The 26,389-nt window shown below is 73.3% G+C and carries 24 protein-coding genes; 13 read left to right on the forward strand and 11 right to left on the reverse strand.

The window, feature by feature from the left end:
* Nucleotide 1: 1 nt before the first annotated feature.
* Nucleotides 2-514 (reverse strand): hypothetical protein, encoded by a 513-nt coding sequence (locus tag E6R62_RS15085; protein ID WP_136213924.1) that lies wholly within the window; start codon nt 512-514, stop codon nt 2-4.
* A 31-nt stretch (nt 515-545) separates the two neighbouring features.
* Nucleotides 546-1,667, reverse strand: a complete 1,122-nt coding sequence (locus E6R62_RS15090) for a magnesium and cobalt transport protein CorA (protein WP_136213925.1) — start codon at nt 1,665-1,667, stop codon at nt 546-548.
* A gap of 409 nt (nt 1,668-2,076) precedes the next feature.
* On the opposite strand from E6R62_RS15090, the gene E6R62_RS15095 reads away from it, so the two are divergent.
* The 4 genes from E6R62_RS15095 (at nt 2,077) to E6R62_RS15110 (ending at nt 5,249) form a co-directional block, all read left to right on the forward strand.
* The gene (locus E6R62_RS15095; protein ID WP_136213926.1) at nt 2,077-2,661 is read left to right on the forward strand and encodes a suppressor of fused domain protein; all 585 of its coding nucleotides are present in this window, start codon (nt 2,077-2,079) and stop codon (nt 2,659-2,661) included.
* Nucleotides 2,662-2,745: 84 nt separating this feature from the next.
* Complete coding sequence (locus E6R62_RS15100) at nt 2,746-3,387, forward strand: DUF6758 family protein (RefSeq protein WP_136213927.1); 642 nt, start codon at nt 2,746-2,748, stop codon at nt 3,385-3,387.
* Between the two features lie 334 nt (nt 3,388-3,721).
* Nucleotides 3,722-4,591, forward strand: a complete 870-nt coding sequence (locus E6R62_RS15105; protein WP_136213928.1) for a PHP domain-containing protein — start codon at nt 3,722-3,724, stop codon at nt 4,589-4,591.
* Between the two features lie 55 nt (nt 4,592-4,646).
* Nucleotides 4,647-5,249 (forward strand): MarC family protein, encoded by a 603-nt coding sequence (locus E6R62_RS15110; protein ID WP_136213929.1) that lies wholly within the window; start codon nt 4,647-4,649, stop codon nt 5,247-5,249.
* 102 nt (nt 5,250-5,351) lie between these two features.
* Here E6R62_RS15110 and E6R62_RS39520 read toward each other — a convergent pair whose 3' ends face one another.
* The 3 genes from E6R62_RS39520 to E6R62_RS15120 form a co-directional block, all read right to left on the reverse strand.
* On the reverse strand, nt 5,352-5,504 hold the full coding sequence (locus tag E6R62_RS39520; RefSeq protein WP_168714059.1) for a hypothetical protein: 153 nt from the start codon (nt 5,502-5,504) through the stop codon (nt 5,352-5,354).
* 90 nt (nt 5,505-5,594) lie between these two features.
* Entirely contained in the window at nt 5,595-6,467 is an 873-nt protein-coding gene (locus E6R62_RS15115) for an alpha/beta fold hydrolase (RefSeq protein WP_136213930.1), read from the reverse strand.
* A gap of 111 nt (nt 6,468-6,578) precedes the next feature.
* A complete protein-coding gene (locus E6R62_RS15120) occupies nt 6,579-8,639 on the reverse strand; it encodes a DEAD/DEAH box helicase (protein ID WP_240801683.1) in 2,061 nt (686 codons plus the stop codon).
* 479 nt (nt 8,640-9,118) lie between these two features.
* Here E6R62_RS15120 and E6R62_RS15125 point away from each other — a divergent pair, with 479 nt between their 5' ends.
* A complete protein-coding gene (locus E6R62_RS15125; protein WP_136213932.1) occupies nt 9,119-9,877 on the forward strand; it encodes a ferritin-like fold-containing protein in 759 nt (252 codons plus the stop codon).
* 87 nt (nt 9,878-9,964) lie between these two features.
* Here E6R62_RS15125 and E6R62_RS15130 read toward each other — a convergent pair whose 3' ends face one another.
* From E6R62_RS15130 to E6R62_RS15145, 4 genes are all read right to left on the reverse strand, one after another.
* The gene (locus E6R62_RS15130; RefSeq protein ID WP_240801684.1) at nt 9,965-10,267 is read right to left on the reverse strand and encodes a hypothetical protein; all 303 of its coding nucleotides are present in this window, start codon (nt 10,265-10,267) and stop codon (nt 9,965-9,967) included.
* 149 nt (nt 10,268-10,416) lie between these two features.
* On the reverse strand, nt 10,417-10,644 hold the full coding sequence (locus E6R62_RS15135; RefSeq protein ID WP_136213933.1) for a DUF3107 domain-containing protein: 228 nt from the start codon (nt 10,642-10,644) through the stop codon (nt 10,417-10,419).
* Between the two features lie 167 nt (nt 10,645-10,811).
* Nucleotides 10,812-11,450, reverse strand: a complete 639-nt coding sequence (locus E6R62_RS15140) for a TetR/AcrR family transcriptional regulator (RefSeq protein ID WP_136213934.1) — start codon at nt 11,448-11,450, stop codon at nt 10,812-10,814.
* A gap of 135 nt (nt 11,451-11,585) precedes the next feature.
* Nucleotides 11,586-11,801: a hypothetical protein gene (locus E6R62_RS15145; RefSeq protein WP_136213935.1), complete on the reverse strand. Its 216-nt coding sequence runs from the start codon at nt 11,799-11,801 to the stop codon at nt 11,586-11,588.
* 121 nt (nt 11,802-11,922) lie between these two features.
* Here E6R62_RS15145 and E6R62_RS15150 point away from each other — a divergent pair, with 121 nt between their 5' ends.
* The 7 genes from E6R62_RS15150 (at nt 11,923) to moeZ (ending at nt 20,350) form a co-directional block, all read left to right on the forward strand.
* Nucleotides 11,923-13,017 carry an alpha/beta fold hydrolase gene (locus E6R62_RS15150; protein ID WP_136213936.1) on the forward strand — a complete coding sequence of 365 codons (1,095 nt, stop codon included), beginning with the start codon at nt 11,923-11,925 and terminating at the stop codon, nt 13,015-13,017.
* A 5-nt stretch (nt 13,018-13,022) separates the two neighbouring features.
* The gene (locus E6R62_RS40840; RefSeq protein WP_240801685.1) at nt 13,023-14,420 is read left to right on the forward strand and encodes a DUF3152 domain-containing protein; all 1,398 of its coding nucleotides are present in this window, start codon (nt 13,023-13,025) and stop codon (nt 14,418-14,420) included.
* Nucleotides 14,421-14,615: 195 nt separating this feature from the next.
* Nucleotides 14,616-16,346: a DUF3492 domain-containing protein gene (locus E6R62_RS15160; RefSeq protein WP_136213937.1), complete on the forward strand. Its 1,731-nt coding sequence runs from the start codon at nt 14,616-14,618 to the stop codon at nt 16,344-16,346.
* Complete coding sequence (locus E6R62_RS15165; RefSeq protein WP_240801686.1) at nt 16,343-17,236, forward strand: hypothetical protein; 894 nt, start codon at nt 16,343-16,345, stop codon at nt 17,234-17,236. The genes E6R62_RS15160 and E6R62_RS15165 overlap by 4 nt, the downstream gene beginning before the upstream one ends.
* A 106-nt stretch (nt 17,237-17,342) precedes the next feature.
* The gene (locus E6R62_RS15170; protein WP_136213938.1) at nt 17,343-18,353 is read left to right on the forward strand and encodes an NAD-dependent epimerase/dehydratase; all 1,011 of its coding nucleotides are present in this window, start codon (nt 17,343-17,345) and stop codon (nt 18,351-18,353) included.
* Nucleotides 18,341-19,108: a spherulation-specific family 4 protein gene (locus E6R62_RS15175; protein ID WP_136213939.1), complete on the forward strand. Its 768-nt coding sequence runs from the start codon at nt 18,341-18,343 to the stop codon at nt 19,106-19,108. Before E6R62_RS15170 ends, E6R62_RS15175 begins: the two co-directional genes overlap by 13 nt.
* A gap of 63 nt (nt 19,109-19,171) precedes the next feature.
* Nucleotides 19,172-20,350, forward strand: coding sequence for an adenylyltransferase/sulfurtransferase MoeZ (gene moeZ / locus E6R62_RS15180; protein WP_136213940.1), 1,179 nt, complete (start codon nt 19,172-19,174; stop codon nt 20,348-20,350).
* A 170-nt stretch (nt 20,351-20,520) separates the two neighbouring features.
* On the opposite strand, the gene E6R62_RS15185 is transcribed toward moeZ, so the two are convergent.
* A complete protein-coding gene (locus E6R62_RS15185; protein ID WP_136213941.1) occupies nt 20,521-22,122 on the reverse strand; it encodes an alpha/beta hydrolase in 1,602 nt (533 codons plus the stop codon).
* 92 nt (nt 22,123-22,214) lie between these two features.
* On the opposite strand from E6R62_RS15185, the gene E6R62_RS41745 reads away from it, so the two are divergent.
* Nucleotides 22,215-22,931, forward strand: coding sequence for a MerR family transcriptional regulator (locus E6R62_RS41745; protein ID WP_136213942.1), 717 nt, complete (start codon nt 22,215-22,217; stop codon nt 22,929-22,931).
* Nucleotides 22,932-23,415: 484 nt separating this feature from the next.
* Here the strand turns inward: E6R62_RS41745 and E6R62_RS15195 are convergent, their stop codons facing one another.
* Complete coding sequence (locus tag E6R62_RS15195) at nt 23,416-26,271, reverse strand: lysylphosphatidylglycerol synthase domain-containing protein (protein ID WP_240801687.1); 2,856 nt, start codon at nt 26,269-26,271, stop codon at nt 23,416-23,418.
* Nucleotides 26,272-26,389: the final 118 nt, after the last annotated feature.

Here is a 26,389-nt window from a genome sequence, read left to right on the forward strand (position 1 = left end):
CCTAGCGGGCCGCCTTCTTCCGCTTGAGCAGCAGCTTAGGCAGTCCGGCCGGGATCTCCCGGCGCGTGATCGCCGGGCTCGGCAGCGGGGCCGCGGCCAGCGAGCCGCCCGGCAGGGAGTCCCGTACCGCCGCCGGCTCCAGCCGCAGCAGCCGGCACTCGCGCGCCCACCGGTCCGTCATGCGCTCCGCGTCCGGCGCGTTCAGCCGTTTGCCCTTGAGCTCCGCGACCGCGGCCTCCCACGCCTCGCCCCGCGGCGCGAGCTCCCGGACGGTGGCCGTCCAGGCGACCAGCCGGCCGCCCTTGTCCTTGCTGCGCACCGTCACCTCGGCGGTCGCGCCGTCCACGAGCCCCGGGAACGGCTGCTCGCCGGGCCCGTCGCCCACCACGTGCGCGGCGCCGTCCACCCAGGCGTGCCACAGGGCCCGGTCGGCACCGCCGCCGCGGACCCAGATGAGGCCGGACTTCTTGGTGGCCTCCTCGACGAGGGCCAGGTCGAGTGCGCTGAGAGTCATGCGCACAGGGTAGCCAGGCCCCGGGAGCCGGCTACAGCCAGCCGTTGCGGCGCAGGGCCCGGTGGATGGTGAGGCAGGCCCCGGCGATGGTGGCCATCACCAACGGATAGCCGTAGCGCCAGTGCAGTTCCGGCATGTGCTCGAAGTTCATCCCGTACACGCCGCAGATCATCGTCGGCACCGCGATGATCGCCGCCCAGGAGGTGATCTTGCGCATGTCCTCGTTCTGCGCGACCGACGCCTGGGCCAGGCTGGCCTGGAGGATCGAGTTGAGCAGCTCGTCGAAGCCGACGACCTGCTCGTGCACCCGCGCCAGGTGATCGGCCACGTCGCGGAAGTACTTCTGGATGTCGGGGTCCACCAGCCGCATGGGGCGCTCGCTGAGCAGTTCCATCGGCCGCAGCAGCGGGGCCACGGCCCGCTTGAACTCCAGCACCTCACGCTTGAGCTGGTAGATGCGGCCCGCGTCGCCGCCCCGGCCGCCGCCCTTGGCGGGCGCGGCGAAGACCGCGCTCTCCACCTCGTCGATGTCGTCCTGTACGGCCGCGGCGACCGCGATGTAGCCGTCGACGACGTGGTCCGCGAGCGAGTGCAGCACCGCCGAAGGCCCCCGCGCCAACAGTTCGGGGTCGTCCTGGAGGCGGTGGCGCAGGCCCCTGAGGGAGCCCTGGCCGCCGTGGCGGACGGTGATGACGAAGTCGGGGCCGGTGAAGCACATGACCTCGCCCGTCTCCACGACCTCGCTGGTGGACGTCAGTTCGGTGTGCTCGACGTAGTGGATCGTCTTGAAGACGGTGAACAGGGTGTCGTCGTAGCGCTCCAGCTTGGGCCGCTGGTGCGCGTGCACCGCGTCCTCCACGGCGAGCGGGTGCAGCCCGAACGTGGCGGCGATCCCGGCGAACTCGTCCTCGGTCGGCTCGTGCAGACCGATCCAGGCGAAACCACCGTCCTCGCGGACCCGGCGCATCGCCTCACGGGGCGTCAGGCACCCCACTCCGGCCCGCTGATCGCGCCGGCCGTCACGGTAGACGGCGCAGTCCACGACCGCGCTGACGGCCGACGGGTCGCGGGTGGTGTCGTAGCCGGGCTGCGCGGGAGTGGACCGGCGCAGGGCCGGGCGGACGGCGGCACGGAGGTAGGGCAGCATCGACATGGCAGGCTCCTTCGCGCGCACGGCTGCGGGCCGTACGGGTGGGAGGCCCTCCGGGCCGCGCACGGGTGATCGGCCCCGGGCGGACGGAGGGAAACAGGGCGGAGAGGACAACGTTCTGCCGTCGCTCTTCTACCGACCTTCCGAGTGGCCCGAAGGCCACGTGGGGGGAAGATCACAGGGGACGCGAAACGCCCGGCATAGAAGTGGAAGAGCGATTGGTACTGCACGATCGACTTCGATCCATCGCAGCCCCACCTCCTCCGGCCGGTCCCCCGTGAGGGACGTCCTGTCGCCCGGACCCTTGGAACAACGCGTCTGCGTGCGGCCCCGACCAGCTGCCGACACTATCAGCCGACGCATGGTCAGGACCGCGCCTTTACCCGCCGGATACGAGTTCTATGCTCGCTCCATGGCAGAAATTCTCGCCCTTGTGGAGGCCCGGCTGCGCACCGCGTTCGGCGAACCCGACGCCCGCGCCGCCGTCACCTTCCTCGGCACCGACCGCATCGAGGTACTCCGCTTCGCCGAGGGCGACCTCGTGCGGTACGCGACCCTCGGCATGTCCGCGCACCCGATGACCGACCCGACCGCCGTGGTCGCCGACCCGTTGCGCGGGCCGCGCGCCGAGTTGGTGCTGACCGTACGCGCGGGGCTCGCGCCCACCGACAAGGTGCTCCGCCCGCTCGCGGTGCTGGCCGCGTCGCCGATGGTCGAAGGGCTGGTCGTGGCGCCCGGGGCCTCGCTGGACGTGGGCGAACCGCTGTGGGAGGGCGCGCCGTTCAGCTCCGTGCTCGTCGCCGAGCCGGGCGGGCTGGTGGAGGACCTCGACCTGGACGAGCCGCTGGAGCCGGTGCGGTTCCTCCCGCTGCTTCCGATGACGGCGAACGAGGCCGCCTGGAAGCGGGTGCACGGAGCGGCCGCCCTCCAGGAGCGCTGGCTCGCGCGCGGCACGGATCTGCGGGACCCTCTGCGTACGGCCGTCGCACTGGACTGAGCTCCCGTCGCCCGGGGTACGGATGGCATCCGGACGGGTGAGCGTGCCTTGACGGGGCGCCGGGCGGGGAGGAGCGTGCTTCTTATGAGGGGCGAACCGAGTTGCCCGAAGTGCGGTGGCCGGGTGCGAGCGCCCGGTCTTTTCGCCGACTCCTGGCAGTGCGCGGTGCACGGCGCCGTCCATCCCCTACAGCCTGTGATCCCGCCCAGCGTCGAGGGCCTGGGCGTGATAGTGCACCGGGCGCAGGTACCGGTGTGGATGCCGTGGCCCCTGCCGGTGGGGTGGCTGTTCACCGGGGTGGCCGCCGCCGGGGACGACCGCAGCGGGGGGCGCGCCACCGCCGTCGCCTGCTCGGGCCCCGGGCCGCTGGGCGGCATGGGGGAGCTGGTCCTCGTGGCGGAGGAACTCGGCGTCGGCCTCGGAGCGCGGTACGCGGGGATCGACGCGCCCGACCCCGGCCCGTTCATGGACGTCTCGGCGCCGCCGCACGCCAAGGTCGTCGCGGCGGGCCGCCCCACCCCGCTGTGGCACGTCAAGGGAGTCCCGGACGACCGGGCCGTCTTCGCGGGCGAGGCGCGCGGGCTGTGGTTGTGGGCCGTGGTCTGGCCCGAGCAGACGGGGCTGCTCATGTACGACGAACTCGTCCTGACCGACCTGCGCGAGGCGGGCGCCGAGGTCGAACTGGTCCCCTGCGGTGCGCTGAGCCCGCGCATCTTGTCCTCCTGAGGCTGACGCGACCCTCGCGCCGTCCGGCCCCGGCGGGCCTCCCCGGCTTCGGCCCCCCGCGCCGTATTCCGTCCGCCGGACCCAGGCTTCGGCCCCCCCGCGCCGTATTCCGTCCGCCGACCGCCGGGTCGGGGGCCCGGGCGTTGGTGCGGCTCACGACGGGCGGCCGGTCCTCGGACGCCGCACCCGGCCGGGAGCTGCCTGGCGGGCCCGGACACCGGGGCCGCCGGGCGACTGGCACCGGGGCCGGACGATCGGCTGTGCCCGGTCGGGGCCGGGGCCCGGTATCCTGGAGCGTCCCCCTTTGTCCGTCCGTAGAAGCTGGAGCTCGGCAGTGCGCATCGACCTGCACGCCCACTCCACCGCTTCCGACGGCACCGACACCCCCGCCGAGCTGGTTCGCAACGCCGCCGCCGCCGGGCTGGACGTCGTCGCGCTGACCGACCACGACACCGTCGGCGGCTACGCCGAGGCCATCGCGGCCCTGCCGCCGGGGCTCACCCTGGTGACCGGAGCGGAGCTGAGCTGCCGGCTCGACGGGATCGGGGTGCACATGCTCGCCTACCTCTTCGACCCGCGAGAGCCCGAGCTGCACGCCGAGCGGGAACTGGTCCGCGACGACCGCACCCCCCGCGCCCAGACCATGATCGACAAGCTGCGGGCGCTCGGCGTGGACATCACCTGGGAGCAGGTCGCCCGGATCGCCGGGGCGGGTTCCGTGGGCCGGCCGCACATCGCCGCCGCCCTCGTCGAGCTCGGCGTCGTGCCCACCGTCTCCGACGCGTTCACGCCCGACTGGCTCGCCGACGGCGGCCGTGCCCACGCGCAGAAGCACGAGCTCGACCCCTTCGACGCCATCCGTCTGGTGAAGGCGGCCGGCGGGGTCACCGTCTTCGCCCACCCCGCCGCCGTCAAGCGCGGCCGGTGCGTGCCCGAGACCGTCCTGGCCGAACTGGCGGCGGCCGGACTGGACGGCATCGAGGTCGACCACATGGACCACGACACGGCGACGCGCGCCCGGCTGCGGGGCCTGGCGGACGAACTCGGCCTGCTCGCGACCGGGTCCAGCGACTACCACGGCAGCCGCAAGACCTGCCGCCTCGGGGAGTACACGACCGACCCCGAGATCTACGGCGAGATCACGCGCCGCGCCACCGGGGCCTTCCCCGTCCCCGGCGCGGGTGGAAGCCGCCACGAGGGCTGATCCCTCCACCGCCCCACCCTTTTTGCTACACCCCTCTCTCCTGCAAGGCATCACTGTGTTTGATTTCGCCGTCTTCGGATCCCTATTTCTCACGCTTTTCGTGATTATGGACCCCCCAGGGATCACGCCGATCTTCCTGGCCCTGACGTCCGGCCGCGCCACCAAGGTGCAGCGCCGGATGGCCTGGCAGGCCGTCTGCGTGGCCTTCGGTGTCATCGCCGTCTTCGGCGTCTGCGGCCAGCAGATCCTCGACTACCTGCACGTGTCCGTCCCGGCGCTGATGATCGCCGGCGGGCTGCTGCTCCTGCTGATCGCGCTGGACCTGCTCACCGGCAAGACGGACGAGCCCAAGCAGACCAAGGACGTGAACGTCGCCCTCGTGCCCCTCGGCATGCCGCTGCTGGCGGGCCCGGGCGCGATCGTGTCGGTCATCCTCGCCGTGCAGAAGGCCGACGGCTTCGGCGGGCAGCTCTCCGTCTGGTCCGCGATCATCGCCATGCACGTCGTGCTGTGGATCACGATGCGCTACTCCCTGGTGATCATCAGGGTGATCAAGGACGGTGGCGTCGTCCTGGTGACGCGCCTCGCCGGCATGATGCTCTCCGCGATCGCCGTCCAGCAGATCATCAACGGTGTCCTCCAGGTCGTGCGCGCCTGAGGTCCGGGCGACCGACCCCGCACATGCGAATGCCCCGCACCGGTCCGGTGCGGGGCATCGCGCGTCTCGTCGTCGTTCGTCTCGTCTACCGCGGGAAGCGGGTCAGTTGGACGCGGTCTCGGCCGGTCGGATCAGAATGCGCTGGCCGACTGAGGCGGCGTGCTGCACGATCCGGTTGACGGAGGCCGCGTCCACGACGGTGCTGTCCACGGCGCTCCCGTTGACATCGTCCAGGCGCAGAATCTCGAAGCGCACGGCTTCTCCCTTCGTCAGTGTTTCACTTGCACTGGCATAACGAAGTGTAAGCCGCAAACATTCCCTACGCTAAGGAAATTTTTTCCCTCGCTAACGAACCGAGACTTCGGGGCATGCGCCCGAGCCCCAGAAGGCAACCAGCGCATCCGCTGTGACCTGCGGGTTCTCGGCGTTCGGGGAGTGTTCGGCGCCCTCGACGACGACTCGCGCCGCGCGCAACCGCCGTGCCATCTCGTCCATCAACGGGACCGGCCAGGCGTAGTCGACCACGCCCGACAGCACCAGTTTGCGCAGCGGTACCTCCGCCAGCTCCGCCACCCGGTCCGGCTCCGAGATCAGTACCCGCCCCGTGCCGATCAACTGCTCCGGCACCGTGGACAGCCACCGCTCGCGCAGGAAGTCCGCCAGCGCGGGGGAGTCGGGCACGGCGTCCGCCGGGTCCTGGGCCCGCATCGCGGCCCAGACCGCCGGCATGTCGTCCCGGAGCGCCTCCAGCGCCGCGATCAGCAGCTTCGTACGCGCCTGCTGGTCCTCGGCGATCGCGGCCGGACCACTGCTCATCAAGGTGAGGGAGGCGAAGGGCGCGGGGTCGCGCAACACGGCGGCGCGGGAGATCAGGCCGCCCAGGGAGTGGCCGACGAGGTGTACCGGCCCGCCGCCCAGCGCCTCCGCCTGGGCGAGCAGGTCCCGGGCCAGCTCCTCGCAGGTGTAGGCGGACTCGTCGCGCGGGCCCGGGCTCTCGTACTGACCGCGCCCGTCGACCGCGACCGCCCGGTAGCCGGCGGCGGCCAGCGGCTCCAACAGACCGATGAAGTCCTCTTTGCTGCCGGTGAAGCCCGGGACCAGCAGGGCGGTGCCGCGCAGCGGCTCGCCCGCCTCGTGCACGGCGAACTCCCCGCGTGCGGTCCCGAGACGGCGGGCGCGGGCGACGGACGGCAGGGTCAGGCGGGGCGGCTTGCTCATGGGCCCGAGGTTACCGGCCCGTAGCCCGCGGCCCGGCCCCTGGTACGCGAACGGCCCCGTTCCCCTCCGATGAGGGGAACGGGGCCGTCGGAGCGCTTGCGCCCGGGGCGGTTACGCCTCCGGGGTCTGCGCCACGGCCTTGCGGGTCCGCGTGCGCTTCGGCTTGGCCGGAGCCTCCTCCGCAGCGGCGGCGGGCGCCTCCACGGCGGCGGTGGCGGCCTTGCGGGTGCGGGTGCGCTTGGGCTTGGCGGTCTCCTCGGAGACGGCCGCGACCTCGGCGGCCGGCGGGGCGGCCTCCGCGACCTTGCGGGTCCGCGTGCGCTTCGGCTTCACCGGGGCCTCCTCGGCCACCGGAGCGGCCTCGGTCGCCACGGGCTCGGTCGCCACGGGGGCGGCCTCCGCGACCTTGCGGGTACGGGTGCGCCTCGGCTTGGCCGGCGCCTCCTCCGCGACCGCGGCCGGTGCGGGGACCACGGCGGCTTCGGCGACGGCCTCGGCCACCGGGGCGGCGGTCTTGCGGGTCCGGGTGCGGCGGGCCGGGGCCGGCTCCACCGGCGGGGCCATCTGGAAGTCCGGCTCCGCGGCGGACGGCGCCGGCACCCGACGGACCGGGCGGCGCGGCGCCCGGACGGGCTCCACGGCCGGGGCCATCTGGAAGTCCGGCTCCGGCGCTGCGGCCGGTGCCTCGGCGTCCGGGGTCACGGCGGCGGCGGTCACCGACGGCGCGGACGCACGGGTCCGACGCCGACGCGGCTTGCGCGGTTCATCGGCGGCCGGGGCCGCGACGACCGGGTCCGCCACGGTCGGGGCCGCGGCGGCGGGGGCCTCGGCGACCGGGGTCACCGCGGCGGCCGCCGTCTCGGCGACCTCACTGCCACCGCGCGTACGTCGGCGCTGACGCGGGGTCCGCGTACGGGCCGGACGCTCCTCGACCGGCGCCGCGGCGGCCGGGCCGCGACCGCCACGGCCACCACGGCCGCCGGTCTCGCCCAGGTCCTCCAGCTGCTCGGCCTTCAGGCCCTCACGCGTGCGCTCGGCACGCGGCAGGATGCCCTTGGTCCCGGCGGGGATGTTCAGCTCCTCGTACAGGTGCGGCGACGTGGAGTACGTCTCGACCGGCTCGTGGAAGTCCAGCTCCAGCGCCTTGTTGATCAGCTGCCAGCGCGGGATGTCGTCCCAGTCGACCAGGGTGACGGCGATGCCCTTGTTGCCCGCGCGACCGGTACGGCCCACACGGTGCAGGAAGGTCTTCTCGTCCTCGGGCGCCTGGTAGTTGATGACGTGGGTCACACCCTCGACATCGATACCGCGCGCGGCGACGTCGGTGCACACGAGCACGTCGACCTTGCCGTTGCGGAACGCCCGCAGCGCCTGCTCGCGCGCGCCCTGGCCCAGGTCGCCGTGGACGGCGCCCGAGGCGAAGCCGCGCTTCTCCAGCTGCTCGGCGATGTCGGCCGCCGTGCGCTTGGTCCGGCAGAAGATCATGGCCAGGCCGCGGCCCTCGGCCTGGAGGATGCGGGAGACGAGCTCCGGCTTGTCCATGTTGTGCGCACGGAAGACGTGCTGCTTGATGTTGGCGACGGTCACGCCCTCGCCCTCGGGGGAGGTGGCGCGGATGTGCGTCGGCTGCGACATGTACCGGCGGGCCAGGCCGATGACCGCGCCCGGCATGGTCGCCGAGAACAGCATGGTCTGGCGCTTCGGCGGCAGGTAGTTGATGATCTTCTCGACGTCGGGCAGGAAGCCCAGGTCGAGCATCTCGTCGGCCTCGTCCAGGACGAGCGCCTTGACGTGGGACAGGTCCAGCTTGCGCTGACCGGCCAGGTCGAGGAGTCGGCCCGGGGTGCCGACGATGATGTCGACGCCCTTCTTGAGCGCCTCGACCTGCGGCTCGTACGCGCGGCCGCCGTATATGGCGAGGACGCGGACGTTGCGGACCTTGCCCGCGGTCAGCAGGTCGTTGGTGACCTGCGTGCACAGCTCGCGGGTCGGGACGACCACGAGGGCCTGCGGCGCGTCGGTCAGCTGGTCGGGTCGGGCCCGACCCGCCTCGACGTCGGCGGGGACGGTGACCCGCTCCAGCAGCGGAAGGCCGAAACCGAGCGTCTTGCCGGTTCCGGTCTTGGCCTGGCCGATGACGTCCGAGCCGGAGAGGGCTACCGGGAGGGTCATCTCCTGGATCGGGAAGGGGGACACGATGCCGACGGCTTCAAGGGCTTCGGCGGTCTCGGGATAGATACCGAGGTCACGGAACGTAGTCAGGGTGCTGCCTCTTCTGTGAGACGCGGCGCGAGGCGGCGAGGGGGGTCGTACCGTGCCGGGCTTGCAGTACTCGGCCGCCCAGGTTTCGGGCGGGCCGTACAAAGCTGCGCGGGACCACTAGCCTTCGCTCAAGCGCTTCTGCCGCTGAGGGGGCCCCTCGTGCAGGCGGTACGCATGGACGTACGCACCACACAGAGGGCGGTCGGGTGGAGCCGATCGGGCCACCGACCGGGCATCCTCATTCGGATGGCCCGCCGAGTTTCCGGCAGGCGCTTTACCACTGTACCCCGGAATCGCGCAGCCGTGTCGGGTGAATTCACCTGGTAGTCGTGTTTAGGTGGACTGAGCAGGTGGTTCGCGGCCGGTTTCGGCGGGCTATTGTGCGGAGCATGTCGACCGTAGAAAACGCATCGCCCGCCGACGACGGCGCCTCCGGGGAGGCGGCCGGAATCGCCGCCCAGGACTGGGCGACCGCCTCGGCCTCACCGCAGTACCGGGCAGCCGTCGTGGACCTGCTCGGCGCGCTCGCTTACGGAGAACTCGCGGCGTTCGAGCGCCTGGCCGAGGACGCGAAGCTCGCGCCCACTCTTTCCGACAAGGCCGAACTCGCGAAGATGGCCTCCGCCGAGTTCCACCACTTCGAGCGGCTGCGCGACCGGCTGTCGGCGATCGACGCCGAGCCCACCGCCGCGATGGAGCCCTTCGCCAAGGGCGTCGACGACTTCCACCGCCAGACCGCCCCCTCGGACTGGCTGGAGGGCCTGGTCAAGGCCTACGTCGGCGACTCCATCGCGAGCGACTTCTACCGCGAGGTCGCGACCCACCTGGACACCGACACCCGCGCCCTCGTCGTCGGCGTCCTCGACGACACCGGCCACGGCGGCTTCGCCGTCGAGAAGGTGCGCGCCGCGATCGACGCGGACCCGCGCCTCGGTGGCCGGCTCGCGCTGTGGGCCCGCCGGCTGATGGGCGAGGCCCTGTCGCAGGCCCAACGCGTCGTCGCCGAACGCGACGCGCTGTCGACCATGCTGGTCGGCGGCGTCGACGGAATGGCGGCCGGCTTCGACCTCGCGGCGGTCGGCGAGATGTTCACCCGGATCACCAAGGCGCACACCAAGCGGATGGCGGCCCTCGGCCTCGCCGCCTGAGGCCCGCCCGCACGCGGCACGCCGGCCCCGGAGCGGAATCCCGCCCGGGGCCGGCGTGCGTCCGTCCCCTGGATCGCGTCGGTCGGCTCAGCCCCGCGTCGGGAGCGAAAACGGAGGCCGCCTGCCCGGCGGCCCGTTGTGGCCGGAGGGCCGCAGCAGCAGCGACAGCACGACCGCGGACACCATCACGGACCCCAGCAGCGTCGCGGCCAGGCTGTTGTGGCCCGGACCCAGCGACACGTGCGTGAGGTAGGCCCCGAACAGCGCGCCCGCCACCCCGCTGACCAGCACCATTCTGGAAGAAGGCAGCCGGTCCCCGAGCGCGCGCACGGCCGCCCCGGCGAGGGCGAGCCCCAGCAGACCGGAGCCGAGCGCTTCCATCAGCAGCATGAGGTCCCTTCCGATACGTCAGCGGGCTTTTTCGGGGTGCAGCAGTGCGGTCCTACCCGAAGCGGAACAAAGGGAAACGGCCCGGCGGAACAACCGCCGGGCCGTTTCTCTCGCTGTGTCGGGACTCCAGTCGCGCCCCGGTCCGCGCCTCAGAGCGCGCCGAAGCCCACCTTGCGCCCGCTCGGCTCGCCCAGGTCGACGTACGACAGGCGGTCGGACGGCACCAGGACCTTGCGGCCCTTGGCGTCGGTCAGGCTCAGCAGCGGCACCGTGCCGGACAGCGCCTGCGTGACGATGCGCTCCAGCTCCTCGGCGCTCAGGTCGCTCTCCAGCACGATCTCCCGGGGTGCGTGCTGCACGCCGATCTTGACCTCCACGGCTTTGTCCCTCCGACGATCCGGTTCGCGCGATCAGCCGCGCCGTACCCGGTCCACATTAGCCCGGAGAGGGGACGTGATCGGCTCGCGGCGGACACGCTCGCAGCGAACAGTGACCCGCCCCACACGGCGAACGGCGACCCCCCGCGCGGACGGGCCGGCCGGCCTCAGCCCTCGGTGCCGTGCAACGGGAAACCGGCGATGCCGCGCCAGGCGAGCGAGGTCAGCAGACCCACCGCGGTGTCCCGGGCGACCGGGCTCTCGCTCGACAGCCAGTACCGGGCCACCACCTGGGACACGCCGCCCAGACCCACTGCCAGCAGCATCGACTCGTCCTTCGACAGGCCGGTGTCCTCCGCGATGACGTCCGAGATCGCCTCCGCGCACTGGAGCGAGACGCGGTCCACCCGCTCGCGCACCGCAGGCTCGTTCGTCAGGTCCGACTCGAAGACCAGCCGGAAGGCGCCGCCCTCGTCCTCGACGTAGGCGAAGTAGGCGTCCATGGTCGCCTCGACGCGCAGCTTGTTGTCGGTCGTCGACTCCAGCGCCGTGCGCACGGCCATGAGCAGCGCCTCGCAGTGCTGGTCCAGCAGCGCCAGGTAGAGGTCGAGCTTGCCGGGGAAGTGCTGGTAGAGCACCGGCTTGCTGACACCCGCCCGCTCGGCGATGTCGTCCATCGCCGCCGCGTGGTACCCCTGCGCGACGAAGACCTCCTGCGCCGCCCCCAGGAGCTGGTTGCGTCGGGCTCGGCGCGGCAGTCGCGTGCCCCGGGGACGCGCTGCGTCCGTCTGCTCGATGGCTGTCACGCCGCCTCCCACTTTCTCTAAGAACACACTGCGCTCTGCGCCGGGCCGCCATCGTACTTTTCGGTAACCGAATCTGGTGGGTTCAGGCCGAGTTTTCTCGCTGTACGGACCGCTGTCGACCGCCGGAGGCGCTGGTCAGCGGTAGTCGTCCTCGTCCAGCGGGACCACCCGGGCCTGCTCGAAGGCGTCTCCGTCCGTCGCCTCGTCCCGATCCACGCCGGTGGGCCGGTCGTCGTCACGCGGCTGGACATCGGTGTGCTGCTCCGCGGCGTCGGCCTCGGGCGTCTCCGGGTCGGGAAACTCCCGGAGCTCCTCCTGGAAAGTGTCCGGTTCGGCAGGATCGACCGTCATACCGCTCCCCTCGCCTTCGTCGTCTCCCTATGAGCCTAGGAGGATCGCGGTTACGCCGCCAGGTGGTCCTGTGACCGCCGACACAAGGGGCCGGGTGTGATCGTCTCGTAACATTGGGCCCATGTCTTCGACGGAGCTGCCGGGTGTAAAGGCCGCCGCCGAGCTGACCTCCCAGGTGGGGGGAGCCCGGGTGGCCGAAGGCGAGCGGCTGCGCACGGCCCCGCTGTCCGGTCTGGAGCTGAACGTACGTTTTCGGCCATCGGTACGGGACGGACTCCAGCCCGCGCTGTTCGTCCACGGGCTCGGCGGGTCTTCGCAGAACTGGTCGGCGCTCATGCGGCAATTGGCCGGCGACGTGGACTGTGAAGCCCTCGACCTGCCCGGATTCGGCTGGTCACCGCCGCCCACCGACCGGGACTACTCCGTCACGGGCCTGGCCCGCGTCGTCATCCGGTACCTCGACGCCGCCGGGCGCGGGCCGGTTCACCTGTTCGGGAACTCGCTGGGCGGCGCCGTCTCCACCCGGGTCGCGGCCGTCCGCCCCGACCTCGTACGGACCCTGACGCTGGTCTCGCCCGCGCTGCCGGAGCTGCGCGTACAGCGGTCGGCGGTGCCCACCGCCCTGCTGGCACTGCCCGGCGTCGCCGCCCTGTTCGGGCGACTCACCCGGGGCATGAGCGCCGAACAGCGCACCAGAGGGGTGACGGACCTCTGTTACGGAGACCCCTCACGGGTGACGGTGGAGGGCTTCGAGGAGGCCGTCGAGGAGATGGAGCGCCGGATGGCGCTGCCGTACTTCTGGGACGCGATGACCCGTTCCTCACGTGGGATCGTCGACGCCTACACCCTCGGTGGCCAGCACGGACTCTGGCGACAGGCACAGCGCGTGCTCGCGCCGACCCTGTTGATCTACGGAGGTCGGGACCAACTGGTGTCGTACCGGAAGGCCCGCAAGGCCGCCGAGGCGTTCCGGGGTTCGCGACTGCTGAGTCTGCCCGAGGCGGGGCACGTGGCGATGATGGAGTACCCGGAGGCGGTCGCCACCGCCTTCCGGGAACTGCTGCGGGACACCGAAAGCGCGCGCCACACTGCTTCCGGCGGCCATCGCGAGCGGGCCGACCACCACGAGCGGGTGGAGCGCCCCGGGCAGACCGAGCGAACCGGGCAGACCGGGCAGACCGAACAGACGGCAGACACCGAAGACGGCAGAGGCTGAGACGAGTGGGACGACATAGTCGCAAGGACTCCGCCCCCGCCAGGCCCGCGCCGGCGGTGGAGTCCGCGCCGGAAGAGCGGCGTCGTGAGTCCGTCCGGGTTCCGGCGCACGGCGCGCCCTTCGACCCCTTCGGTTCCGCCTCCCACCCGCCCCGCGAGGAGCGGCCGGCCGGGCATCCGCAGCAGCGGGAACCCGGTGGCGCCTGGGGCGCCGGAACGCGGACCGCGGGGGACACGGCGTACGGGGACTGGCGGGGGGTGCCGCGCACCCGTGTGACGGCGCCGCCACCTCCCGTGCGGGACTGCGACACCCCGGCGTTCGGCGTCCCCGTGCTCGGCTTCCCGGTGCCGGCCGCCGAGCCGACCGCCGAGCCCGGCACCGGCACGCACCGCCGGTTCCCGGGACCGCGGGGTCCGCTCGGCACGCCCGAGCCCGATCCCGGGCCGGGGTCGGCGCCCCCGTCCCGACCGCCGTCCCGGACCGACTCCGTTACCCCTGCCCCCGAGGCCGAGGCCGAGGCCGAGGCCGAAGTCGAAGTCGAGTCGGAGTCGGCGGCGGAGACCGAGGCGGGAAGCGGGTCCGGCCGCGGCACGAAGATCCGGACCTACACCGGCATGGCCGCCGCGGCCGTCACCACGGTGCTCGCCGTCGTCGTGGCCGGGCAGATGATCGGACAGAACGACAGCGACGCCACCCCCACCCGGGCCGCCGCGGACAGCGCGAAGGACCGGCCGGGCGACGGACAGTCGTCGGCGTCCCGTTCCGAGGGCCGGGCGACCCCCGAGGTGGCCCAGGCGGAGCCGACGTACGAGCAGAAGATGGCCCAGCAGCTTCCGATCGACGCGAAGCTCACCGGCCCCGGCCTCTTCGACACCGTCCCCGGCGTCGCCAAGGCGCCGGGCAAGGGGAAGCTGCTGCGCTACCGGGTCGACGTGGAACAGGGCCTCGGCATGGACGGGCAGTTGTTCGCGGAGGCCGTGCACCGCACCCTCAACGACCCCCGGAGCTGGGCACACGGCGGCGAGATGACCTTCGAGCGGGTGCCGGGCGGCGAGTCCGACTTCGTGATCACCCTGGCGAGCCCCGGGACCACCGGCGCCTGGTGCGCCAAGTCCGGCCTCGACACCACCGTCGACAACGTCTCCTGCGATTCCGCGGCCACCGAACGCGTGATGATCAACGCCTTCCGCTGGGCCCAGGGCTCCCCGACGTACGGCGCGGACCAGATGTTCGCCTACCGCCAGATGCTCATCAACCACGAGGTCGGACACCGGCTCGGACACGGGCACGTCAACTGTCGGACGCCGGGCGCGCTCGCCCCGATCATGCAGCAGCAGACGAAGTCCCTCGACATCGACAACATCCCCTGCAAGCCCAACCCCTGGGTCTACCCCGGCAATTGACCGCTCCCGCCGGGGCGTCGGTCGCGTAGCGCGCTCGAACGCGACCCGTACGGGAAAGTTACGGCACTTCACCCCTTCCGGTGGCGCGATGGACAACCGTCCGTCGCGCCTTCGGCATATCGGCTTGAGTTCTCCCGCGGCGGGTCGACGGACCGACGGAGACCGCCTGTAAACGGGAGATCGGGGGTGCCACTCGTGCGGATCGGACTGCTCACGGAAGGTGGTTATCCGTATGCGACAGGAGAGGCCGGACTGTGGTGCGACCGGCTCGTGCGCGGGCTGCCGCAGCACTCGTTCGAGCTCTACGCGCTGAGCCGCAGCGCCGAACAGGAACGGCGCGGCAGTGTGCCGCTGCCCGCCAACGTCAGCCGGGTGCGGACCGCCTCCCTGTGGGCCCCCGCCGACGACGGGCGGAGCCACTCCCGGCGTGAGCGCCGCAGGTTCGCCGACTGCTTCGGGGAGTTGGTCCGCGGCATCTGCGCCGGGCAGGCCGAGCCCTTCGCAGCCGGCCTGTACGGACTCGCGGAACTCGCCCGCGAACAGGGCGGGCTGTACGCGGCCCTGCGCTCGGAGACGGCCGTCCGGGTGGTGGAGGCCGGCTGTCGGGCGCCGGGCGCCGGCCGCGGCTTACAGGCGGCCCGGGTACCGGACCTCCTGGAGTTCGTGGACGAACTGGAGCGCGCCCTGCGGCCCTTGTCCCTCGACTGGTACGGGGAACTCGGCGCGACCGACGTCTGTCACGCCGCCGCCGGCGGGACCGCGGCGATCCCCGGACTGCTGGCCAAACGCTTCTTCGGGGTCCCGCTGCTGGTCACCGAGTACGGGGTGCGGCTGCGCGCCCACTACCTGGAGCACTCCCCGGACGAGCGGCCCGCCGTACGCGCCCTGCTGGCCGCCTTCCACATCCGTCTGGCCGCCGAGATCTACGCCCGGGCCGACCTGTTGACCCCCGGAAACGCGCACGCCCGCCGTTGGCAGGAGCGGTGCGGGGCCGCGCGGGAACGGGTGCGCACGGTCTACCCGGGGATGGAGGCGGACCGATTCGCCACCGCCGGGGAGGACGCCGACTGCGGCGACCCGGACACACTCGTATGGGTCGGTCGGGTAGAGCCGGCCAAGGACCTCATCGCCCTGCTGCACGCCTTCGCCGAAGTCCGCAGGGCCGCGCCGCCGACCCGGCTCCGGATCTTCGCGACCTCCGCCGCGCCCGATTACCTCGCCGACTGCCGTTCCCTGGCCGCGCAACTGTTCCCCGACGAGGCCGCCGACGCGGTCACGGTGGGGGAGAACCCCGTCACCTTCGAGGCGATCGGCGGGCCCGAGGCGCCCACGCCGGCCGACGCGTACGCGGCGGGGCGGGTGGTGCTGCTGTCCTCGGTGATCGAGGGGTTCCCCCTCACTCTCGCCGAGGCGATGTTCAGCGGCCGGGCCACCGTCTCCACCGATGTCGGCGCGGTGTGCGAGGTCATCGGCGGGACCGGGCTGGTCGTCCCGCCGCGCAACCCCAAGGCCCTGGCCGACGCCTGTCTGGCCCTGCTGCGCGATCCCGAGCGGGCGCGGCGGCTCGGGGCCGCCGCCCGGGCGCGGGCCCTGGAACTGTTCACCGTCGAGCAGAACGTGGCCGCCTTCCGCGACATCTACCTGCTCCTGCTGGCCCGAGGTCCGGCCCGGCCCGAAGCGGGCATCCCGTTCGCCCAACCGCCGGAGGCGCGGGTACCGGGGCACTGGACCACGCCCACCTGGGCCGCGCCGACCTGGGCCGGGGCACCCGAGGCCGCCCCGGGGGAGCCCGCGCCGCAGTCGGAGTCCGTCTCACCGGGGATCGCGACACCGGAGCCCGCGTCCCTGGCGGGCGCGGTGGCGGGCTCGGTATCGGCCGGTCCCGTACCGGCGGGCTCGGCGGCGGCCACGGAGGCGGCGGCATGACCCTCGACGACACCGGACTGCGCCCCGATCCCGCCGGCCCGCGCCGGCGGGCCTCCGGGGATCCCGTCAAGGCCCTGCTGCACCGCCACCGCGAGCTGTGCGAGCGTGCCGTCGACCCGCTGGAGATCGCCGCCGGGCTCGAAGCGCACGGCATCACCGACCGCACCGCCACGCGCTTCCGCCACCGGGACGTCTTCTCCCTCGCGGAGGAGCTGTACGCCCGCACGCCGCGCGGGGACGGCCCGGCCGTGCCCGCCCCGGCCGGCGCCACCGGTCCCGCCGCCCTGCGCGGCTTCGGCTACGCCCTGCTGCCCGGGGCCGTGGCACTCGGGGCGTCCGCCGCCCGGGTGCCCTGGGCCGGGGCCGTCGCGGTGGTCGTCACCGTCGCCGCGCTGGTGTGGCCCGGGCGGACCGCCGGGGGGCGGTTCCCCGGGCTGTCGCACCTGCTCGCGGCGGCCGCCGTCGGCTGGGCCGTCCACCGCGACGGCCCAGCCCTCGGTGTCGCGCTCGCCCTTGCCGTGGCCCCCGCGCACCTGGCCGCCGGCGCCTTCGCCGCCCGCGCCCGCCGCGGGCTCGCGGGGAGCCGGGCCCTCCAGGACTTCGCGGCCGGGGTGCGACCGCTGCTGGTCGGCACCGTCGCCGCCTTCACCGTGGCCGCGGCCGGGGCCGCCGTGCTCGCCGGAGCACCGCTCGCGCCCGCCGTGCCGCTCGCCGCGCTGCTCTTCCTGACCCGGCTGGTGCTCGCCCACGGCGCACCCCGGGTGCCCGCCGCGGCCGCCCTGGCCGTGGCCCTCGTACCGGTCCCGTCGGCGTCGCTCGCCGCCGCCGCCGGGCTCCTCGTACACGCCGTCGTCGCGCTGTCCCGTGCCTCGGCACACGCGCGTCCCTGAGCCTTCGGAAACCGTCGCCGGAGCGCCGTACCCCTACCACCCCACCCCACCCAGACCCAAGGAGAAACAGGATGACCGGCCAGCCAACCAACCAAGGGGCCGCGCGATGAGGGTGCTGCTGATCGGAGCCAACGGATACCTCGGCCGCTACGTCGCCGACCGGCTGCTCGCCGACCCCGCCGTGCAGCTGACCGCGCTCGGCCGGGGCGACGACGCCGACGTCCGCTTCGACCTCGCGACCGGCAGCCCCGGGGCCCTCACCCGGTTCCTCGACGCCGTCCACCCGGGCGTGATCATCAACTGCGCGGGCGCCACCCGCGGCGGCGCCCGGGAACTGACCCGCCACAACACCGTCGCGGTCGCCACCATCTGCGAGTCCCTGCGCCGCAGCGGCTGCGGCGCCCGGCTCGTCCAGCTCGGCTGCGCGGCCGAGTACGGGCCCAGCCAGCCCGGTTCCTCCACGGCCGAGGACGCCGTCCCGAGACCGGGCGGACCGTACGGCGTCAGCAAGCTCGCCGCGACCGAGCTGGTGCTCGGCTCCGGGTTGGACGCGGTCGTGCTGCGGATCTTCTCGCCCGTCGGCCCCGGCACCCCCGCCGGTTCGCCCCTCGGCCGGCTCGCCGAGGCCATGCGGCGGGCCATGCAGTCCGGCGACGGCGAACTCAAGCTCAGCGGCCTCGGGGTCCAGCGCGACTTCGTGGACGTGCGCGACGTGGCCCGGGCCGTACACGCGGCCTCGCTGTCCGCCGCCCAGGGCGTCGTCAACATCGGCACCGGCCGAGCGGTCCGGCTGCGTGACGCGGCGGCCGTACTGGCCCGGGTCGCGGGATACGGAGGCTCGCTCCACGAACTGGACGTACCGCACGGCGGCGGGCAGCACCCACTCGCCCACGGGCACCCCGGTCGAACGCAGGGCCTGCCCGGCATCGGCGCCCCGCGCTCCGAGGCCACGGCCGAGCAGCTGGCCGCCGCCCCGCAGCCCCCGTACCCCGACGGCTGCGGCGCCTGGCAGCAGGCCGACGTGCGCACCGCCCGCGACCGGCTCGGCTGGCGGCCCCGGATCAATCTGGAGGAGTCCCTGGCCGACATCTGGATGGAGGCGGCGTGTCGCATCTGACCACGCCGACGCCCCCGGCCGCCGCGACCGGGGCGGGCCGGCTGGGCCTCGGCACCCCCGGCTACGGGCACCCGCTGCTCGCTCCGGTGGAGTGGGCCGAGCTGACCCGGCCCGGGACACCGCTGCACTGGGCCGTGCTCAACGTCACCGACGGCCCGGGCGGACGGCCCGACCCGCACTGCGCCGAGGCCGCCGCGCGGCTGCGCGACGCGGGCGGCGACGGCGGCACGGGCCGCCGACTCCTGGGGCGTCTCGCCATGCGGAACGGGTCGCGGTCGTTCGGGGAGCTGATCTCCGACGCCCACCGCTTCCGGGACTGGTACGGGGTCGGCGGCTTCTACCTGGCCGACACCCCGGCGGACCGGACGGACCTGGCGGCGGTGCGCCGCGTCGTGGACACCCTGCGCGGCCTCGGCGACGGCCTGCGCATCGTGCTGGACCACGGCACCCACCCCTACGAGGGGTACGTGGAGACCGCCGACCAGCTGGTCACCTTCTCCGGGTCGTGGGCCGCCTACCGCTGGTCCCTGGTGGCGGAATGGACGGCCGACTACCCGCCGGAACTCTTCTGCCACCTGGTCCACGGCGTGCCGCGCACCCATCTGGAGGAGGCACTGAGGATCGCCCGCTGGCAGGGCGCCGGGACCATCTGGTTCACCGACCGGCGCGGGACCGCCGACCGCGATCCCTGGGCGTCGATGCCCGGGTACTGGGACGAAATCGTCTCGCGTATCGGAACAGGTGTCTCGGAATGAAGAAGGGCGTGGCAGTGTTACGGAGAGAACAACCGTTCAGACATACCCATCTACGGAGTCCCCGTGTCGCTGCCACCCCTGGTAGAGCCAGCTGCTGAGCTCACCGTTGACGAGGTCCGTCGGTACTCCCGTCACCTGATCATCCCGGACGTCGGGATGGACGGCCAGAAGCGCCTCAAGAACGCCAAGGTGCTGGCCGTGGGCGCGGGCGGCCTCGGCTCGCCCGCCCTCATGTACCTGGCCGCGGCCGGCGTCGGCACCCTGGGCATCGTCGAGTTCGACGAGGTCGACGAGTCGAACCTCCAGCGTCAGATCATCCACAGCCAGGCGGACATCGGCCGGTCGAAGGCCGAGTCGGCCCGTGACAGCGTGCTGGGCATCAATCCGTACGTGAACGTGGTCCTGCACGAAGAGCGGCTCGAAGCCGAGAACGTGATGGAGATCTTCAGCCAGTACGACCTCATCGTCGACGGCACGGACAACTTCGCCACGCGCTACCTCGTCAACGACGCCTGCGTGCTGCTGAACAAGCCGTACGTGTGGGGCTCCATCTACCGCTTCGACGGCCAGGCCTCGGTGTTCTGGTCCGAGCACGGCCCCTGCTACCGCTGCCTCTACCCGGAGCCCCCGCCGCCGGGCATGGTCCCCAGCTGCGCCGAGGGCGGCGTGCTGGGCGTGCTCTGCGCGTCCATCGGCTCCATCCAGGTCACCGAGGCCATCAAGGTCCTCACGGGTGTCGGCGAGCCGCTGGTCGGCCGTCTGATGATCTACGACGCCCTGGAGATGCAGTACCGCCAGGTCAAAGTGCGCAAGGACCCCGACTGCGCCGTCTGCGGTCCGAACGCGACGGTCACCGAGCTCATCGACTACGAGGCCTTCTGCGGCGTCGTGTCGGAGGAGGCCCAGGAGGCCGCGGCCGGCTCGACGATCACTCCCAAGCAGCTCAAGGAGTGGATCGACAGCGACGAGCCGATCGAGATCATCGACGTCCGTGAGAAGAACGAGTACGAGATCGTCTCGATCCCCGGCGCGAGGCTGATCCCCAAGGGCGAGTTCCTGATGGGTACCGCCCTCCAGGACCTCCCGCAGGACAAGCGGATCGTCTTGCACTGCAAGACGGGTGTCCGCAGTGCGGAAGTCCTCGCCGTGCTGAAGTCCGCGGGCTTCTCCGACGCGGTTCACGTCGGTGGCGGGGTCATCGGCTGGGTCCACCAGATCGAGCCCGAGAAGCCGGTCTACTGATCGCCCGCCGATCGGCCGCCCGCCGATCGGCCGCCCGCCGATGGCCGACTGATCCTCGCGTCCGAGGGGCCGTACCGCGCAAGCGGTGCGGCCCCTCGGCGCGTGTGCGGGCCGGGCGCGGGGTCCCTGCGGCGTGGCGCGGGCGCGGCGCCCGGGCACGGGCCCGCGGCTCAGGCGTCGTCCGGCTGTTCGGGCGGCGACGACGGCTGGGCCGACGGGTTCCGGCCCGGGGTGCAGACCTTGCCCGCCGCCGGCACCTTCCCGTCCAGCAGATAGGCGTTCGTCACCTGCTGCACGCAGGCGTCCCCACTGTTGTACGCGCCGTGCCCCTGACCCTTGTACGTCAGCTCCACGCCGACGCCCGGGCCGAGTCGCTCCACCATCTTGCGGGCGCCCTCGTACGGGGTCGCCGGGTCGCCGGTGTTGCCGATCACCAGGATCGGCGCGGACCCGCGGGCGGAGACGTCCGGGGTGTCCCAGGCGCCCGCGACCGGCCAGTCGGTGCAGCTCATCAACGCCCAGCCGAGGAAGTCGCCGAACACGGGCGACGCCGAACGGAACTCCGGGAGCTTGGACTTGGTCTGCTCCAGGGTGAAACGCTGTTTCGAGTCGGCGCAGTTGATCGCCGTGTTCGCCGCCCCGATGTTGCTGTAGTGGCCCTGCTGGTCACGGCCGTTGAGGGCGTCGGACAGCGCCATCAACAGCTGTCCCTGGCCGCCCTCGGCCTCGTCCAGGCCCTGTTCCAACAGGGGCCACAGTTCCTTGGAGTAGAGCGCCTGGGCGATGCCGTTGGTGGCGGCGGAATCGGTGAGCTGCCGGCCGGGGAGGCCGGGGATCGGTTTGGCCGCCAACTGCTTCTGGAGGCGGGTGATGTTCGCCTCGACCTCCTGGGCCGTGCTGCCCTGGAGGCGGCACGCGTCGCCCCGGTTCACGCAGTCCTGGGCGAAGTTGCCGAGTGCGAGCTGGAACCCCTTGGCCTGGCCGAGGGACCCCTGCTCCGAGGTCTGGGTCGGGTCCACGACGGCGTCGAAGACGGCCCGGCCGACGTTCTTCGGGAAGAGGTGCGCGTAGACCCCGCCGAGCTCGGTCCCGTAGGAGATGCCGAAGTAGTTCAGCTTCTCGTCGCCGAGCGCCTGACGGATGCGGTCCATGTCGCGGGCGGCGTTCTCGGTGCCGACGTGGGGGAGGACCTTGCCGGAGTTGCGCGTACAGGCCTGCTGGTACTGCTTGATGTTGTCGACGAACGCCTTCTCCTGCTGCGGGGTCGCGGGCGTGGAGTCCGAGGCGTAGTAGGCGTCCAGTTGCTTGTCGTCCTCGCACCGCACGGGCGCGCTGCGACCGACGCCGCGCGGGTCGAAGCTGACCAGGTCGTAGCGCGAGCGCAGGGCCTCGTACTCCTTGGCGGCGCCCGGGAGGGTGGTGATGCCGGAGCCGCCGGGGCCGCCGAAGTTGAAGAGGAGGGAGCCGATGCGCTTGTCCTTGTCGCGCGCCTTGGCGCGGATCAGGGCCAGCGGAATCGTTTCCCCTTCGGGCTTCGCGTAGTCGAGGGGCACGTCGAGGGTGGCGCACTGCCAGTCCTTGCCGGGCGCCTGTCCGCCGCCCTCGGCGCTGGTGGGAGCCTCGCACGCCTCCCACTTGAGGGGTTTGGGCGGGTTGCCGCCGGCGGTCTTCCTGTCCTTCTCCCCGCCGTCGCCGGACGAACAGGCGCCGGCGGTGAACAGCGCGGCGACGGCGGCCGCGGCGGCGGTGACCCGCAGTGCGTTTCTCGGCATGCACCCATCCTGTGGGCGGGCGGGCCGCGGCGCGCGGGCGATGGACCGTTCGGGGGTGTGCGGGTCGGGGCCCGACGTGGTCACCTGGAGCCATGGACCAAGCCCAGTGGGTCGGGATCGGCGAGGCCGCGGCCCTGACCGGTACGACGCCGAACGCCATCCGGCACTTCCACCGCACCGGGCTGCTCCCGGAGCCCGAGCGGGGCCGGGGGGAGCGGCGGCGGTACGGGTACGAGGACGTCGTCCGCATCCTGTGGGTGCGGGCGGTGATCGAACTGGGGCTGCCCGAGGCCGGGCCACGGGCGGCCGAGGAGGGCGCGGCCGGGCGCGACGATCCCTTGACGGAGCTGGAGGTGTCGCTGGAGCGGCGGCGGGAGCGGGCCGGGGAGTTGCTTTCGGCCGTACGGCGACTACGGGCGTGCGGGGGCGACCTGCGGCGGTCGGAAGCCGGGGTGGCCCGGGCGGCGGGCCTGGCGACGCAGGCGGCCGGACAGTGGACGTCCACCCTGCACCCGCGGCTGCGGGCGGAGCAGCGGCGGCTGGAAGTGGAGATCGAGGTGCTCTCCGACCCGCGTTTCCCGCCGGACGACCCCCGGGTCGTCGCGCTGGCCCACGACTTCTCCGTCCACCTGCTGGCGCTGGAGGCGGCGGAACGCGCGGCGGACTTCCCGGAGCCGGACTTCATCGACTCCCCGCCCACGGCGCCCCCGCCCGGTGCCCCGTCCCACGTCCTCACCCTCCCGGGCACCCTCTCCCCGGCCCTCGCCCGCGTGGCGGAACTCCTCTCCCCCCACCGCCCCCCGCCCTGACCGCCGCCCGAGCGCCGGCCGGGGCCCGCTGCGCAGGCGGGCCCGCCCGCGGGGCGGCCGTTCCCGGACCGCGCCCGGTGGGCGGGGCTCCCGCCCCGGGCGGGCCGGCCCGGCCGTGCCCCGGTGTCGGCGGGTGTCGTCGCTCACCGCGCGCCTGTTCGGCTGACCGGGTCGAGGCCCGCTGCGGCGATGGCCGTCCCGCCCCGCGGGGGAGCCGTGCCCCGTCTCCGCCCCGACGGGCGTCGGCGGGCGCCGGGAGGCTGAGGGCTGCCCGGGCCGGGTGAGGCGCCGGCGCGGGGGACCCGCCCCGCGATTCACGCGATCCCGCCCCGCTCCGCTTGCCGGTGGGGGGCGCCCGCCGCCGGGTGGCAGCAGGGTCACCGCGGCAGATGTCGGGCCCACCGGCCGCCGCATTCGACGGCGGCTCCCCCGCGGGCCGCATGTCGGGCCCGAAGGGCCCCGGACCCGGGCGGCGCCGGCCGGGCTAGATGGCTTCCTTGCGGGTCAGGAAGTTGAACGAAAGCCAGCCCGGCAGGACCGGCAGCCAGAACGTCATCAGGCGGAACAACAGCACCGCCGAGATCGCGACCTCCTTCTCCAGCCCCGCCGCGATCAGGCCCAGTGTCAGCGTCGTCTCCACGGCGCCGATGCCGCCCGGCGTCGGCGCCGCCGAACCCAGCGCGTTGCCCGCCAGGAAGACCACCGCGATGCTCGCGTAGCTGATGGCCTGCCCGCCCCCGAACGCGCGGATCGACGCGTCCAGGCACATCACGAAGCAGGCCGTGAGCAGCAGCATCCCGCCGATGCCCGTCATCAGCTTCTGCGGCCGCTGGAGTACGTCCAGCATGCGCGGCACGACCCCCGCGAACAGCGCCCGTACCCGGGTCACGATGAACTTCCGCAGGAACGGGACCGCCGTCACCACCAGCACCAGCACCGCCACCGTCAACAGACCCGCGATGACCGTCCGGGACGGGGTCATCTCCGGGGTCTTCTCCGTCCCCGTCAGGTAGCCGAAGGAGAGCAGCAGCAGGATGTGGCTGGCCAGTCCGAACAACTGCGAGGCGCCGACGCTCGCCACCGCCAGCCCCGGCCGGACCCCGGCCCGCTGGAGGAAGCGGGTGTTCAGCGCGACACCGCCGACCGCCGCCGGCGCCACGAGTTTCACGAACGACCCGGCCACCTGCGCCACCACCGTCCGCAGGAACGACACCCGCTCCGGCACGAACCCCAGCAGGCTCATCGCCGCCGCGAAGTAGCTCAGCGCCGAGAAGGCGAGCGCGGCCCCGACCCACCCCCACCGCGCCTGCGCGACGATGGTCGCGAAGTCCACATGGGCCAGCTGGGTGAGCAGGAAGTACGCCCCGAACGCCCCCGCGATGAACGAGACGAGCGTGCGCGGCCGGATGCGCTCCAGCCGCGCCGGCTCCACCGGGGCCTGCGGGCGGATCAGCAGCACCTGTCGGCGGATCTGGCTCAGCAGATCCTCCTCGCGGGCCCCGTCGAGCGCGTCGTCCAACGCCCTCTTCTCCGCCTTCCGGTCGGCGGCGGGGCTCGACGCGGAGTCCGCCTCGCGCGCCGCCTTCGCGGCCCGCGAGGACTCCAGTACCGCTTCCCGTTCCCGGTCGGCCCGCTCGCGCGCCAGCCTGCGCAGCGTCGCCCGGGTGGAGCGGCTCAGCGCGATCGGCTGGAGCAACGGCAGGCAGTCCGCGACCGCGTCCGGGCCGAGCACCGACACCGCCGACGCCACCGACCGCTCCGCGCCGACCCGCAGGCCGAGGGTGGTCAGCAGTTGCGCGATGTCCATCCGCAGGACCAGGTCGCCCGCCGCGATCTCGCCACCCCGCAGGTCGGTGAGGATGACATTGCGGGAACGATCCACCACGAGCGCGTCCCCGGTGAGCCGCCGGTGGGCGATCCGCCGCGACTGCAGCGCCCGTACCTGCACCCACGCGTTGCGGGTCAGCTCGTCGGTGATCTCCTCGTCCGGGAGGGAGTCCAGTGTCCGGCCGCCCAGGTGCTCGTAGACGAGCATCACGGCGTCCGGCCCGAGTTCGGAGGTGGCGATCAGCTTCGGCGCGTTGGCCCCGGCCGCGATGGCGGCGTACGCGAGGAGGGCCTCCTGCTCCAGCGCCTGGCGCAGGGACTGCAGACTGCGCCGGGTGGTGATGCCGCGCAGGGTCAGCCGCCGCCAGACCCGGTAGAAGAAGCCCTGCGCCTGCTGCTCCCGGTCGACGACGGTGACGTCGAGCGGTGGCCCGTCCTCCAGCGTCACGTGGTACCGGCGGCCCCGGTCGCTGACCTCGGAGGCCTCCGCGCTGTCCGGCGCCTCGGCCCGCATCGCGCTGACCGGTTGGAAGCCGACCCGGCGGAGGCCGGCGAGCAGGTGCTGGCCGGTGGGGCGCACGTTCGGGGAGCCGACCGCGTACAGCGTCCCGTAGGCCACGCTCCAACCGATCAGTACGGTCAGGATGATCGAGAAGGGTGTGGTGTAGCCGCTGACCAGCATCGCGAAGGCGTCGAGCAGCAGGACCACCCACAGCGCGACCCGCCAGCGCGGACGGCGGGTCATCCCGACCGCCGTCATGTAGGCGATGACGGGCGCGAGGTAGCCGTGCACCGGATCGGTGAGGGCGCCGCCGGCGCCCGTGGCGCGGGTGAGGGCGTCCTGGATCGTCTCGGGGGCGGCCTGCGAGACCCACAGGTCGGTGGTGAGGGTGACGCCGTGCGCGAGGACCGCGGCGAGCACGCCGTCGGCGATGCGCAGGCCGTCGCGCTTGATGAGCCGTTCGATGGCGAAGGCGACGGGGACGAGCAGTACGGCGATGCTCGCCACCAGCCCGGCGACCTTGATCAGGACGTCGGGCGCCTGACCGGTGCCGTTGGAGATGTCCTGTTCGAGACCGGCGGTGGTGCCGTGGGCGAAGGCGGAGATGCCGAGGACGACGGCGATACCGAGGACGCCGACGAGCAGCCGGACGAGGTCGGAGGGCCGGTGGACACGGGCGGCGAGGAGCGGTTCGTCGACCTCGACACGGTCGGCGTCGGTCGGGGTGTGGCCGTGCGGGCGCTCGGGGCTGTCGAGGCGGTCGTCGGCGCCGCGAGCCGCGTGACCGCCGTCGCGGTCGTCGCTGTGGCCGTGGTCGTCGCCGCGGCCCGTGTCCGGGCCGGGCTGCGCGCCGAGGCGCGCGCCGTGCTCCGGTCCGGGGGGCGCGTGGTGCTCCGGGCCGCCGCGCTCGCCCGGCTCGGGGCCGTCCTCGGGGCCCGGGCCCCGACGGTCGTCGCGGGGCGTGTCTGGGCGTGCGCCGTCGTTCGACGTCGCGCCGTCCGGAGGGCTCACACCCTGCTCCTTCGCCGTCACTTCCGTCTCTTCTTGATCACGTATCACCAGTCACCGCCCGGAAGATGGTGGCACGGACCGGCCTCCGTGCGGGGCAGCAGGGTGCGCGCCGGTGCGG

It is taken from the genome of Streptomyces sp. A1136 (assembly GCF_004795055.1).
Classification (GTDB): domain Bacteria; phylum Actinomycetota; class Actinomycetes; order Streptomycetales; family Streptomycetaceae; genus Streptomyces.

Bases quoted from the DNA above. Each gene is read 5' to 3' on its own strand.
- E6R62_RS15185 (WP_136213941.1), bottom strand. From the start codon at position 22,122: ATGCCGAGAAACGCACTGCGGGTCACCGCCGCCGCGGCCGCCGTCGCC.
- E6R62_RS15130 (WP_240801684.1), bottom strand. From the start codon at position 10,267: ATGCTGCTGATGGAAGCGCTCGGCTCCGGTCTGCTGGGGCTCGCCCTC.
- E6R62_RS41745 (WP_136213942.1), top strand. From the start codon at position 22,215: ATGGACCAAGCCCAGTGGGTCGGGATCGGCGAGGCCGCGGCCCTGACC.
- E6R62_RS15150 (WP_136213936.1), top strand. From the start codon at position 11,923: ATGTCTTCGACGGAGCTGCCGGGTGTAAAGGCCGCCGCCGAGCTGACC.
- E6R62_RS15170 (WP_136213938.1), top strand. From the start codon at position 17,343: ATGAGGGTGCTGCTGATCGGAGCCAACGGATACCTCGGCCGCTACGTC.
- E6R62_RS15120 (WP_240801683.1), bottom strand. From the start codon at position 8,639: ATGACCCTCCCGGTAGCCCTCTCCGGCTCGGACGTCATCGGCCAGGCC.
- E6R62_RS15115 (WP_136213930.1), bottom strand. From the start codon at position 6,467: ATGAGCAAGCCGCCCCGCCTGACCCTGCCGTCCGTCGCCCGCGCCCGC.
- E6R62_RS15100 (WP_136213927.1), top strand. From the start codon at position 2,746: ATGAGGGGCGAACCGAGTTGCCCGAAGTGCGGTGGCCGGGTGCGAGCG.
- E6R62_RS15085 (WP_136213924.1), bottom strand. From the start codon at position 514: ATGACTCTCAGCGCACTCGACCTGGCCCTCGTCGAGGAGGCCACCAAG.
- E6R62_RS15125 (WP_136213932.1), top strand. From the start codon at position 9,119: ATGTCGACCGTAGAAAACGCATCGCCCGCCGACGACGGCGCCTCCGGG.
- E6R62_RS15165 (WP_240801686.1), top strand. From the start codon at position 16,343: ATGACCCTCGACGACACCGGACTGCGCCCCGATCCCGCCGGCCCGCGC.
- E6R62_RS15090 (WP_136213925.1), bottom strand. From the start codon at position 1,667: ATGTCGATGCTGCCCTACCTCCGTGCCGCCGTCCGCCCGGCCCTGCGC.
- E6R62_RS15145 (WP_136213935.1), bottom strand. From the start codon at position 11,801: ATGACGGTCGATCCTGCCGAACCGGACACTTTCCAGGAGGAGCTCCGG.
- E6R62_RS15095 (WP_136213926.1), top strand. From the start codon at position 2,077: ATGGCAGAAATTCTCGCCCTTGTGGAGGCCCGGCTGCGCACCGCGTTC.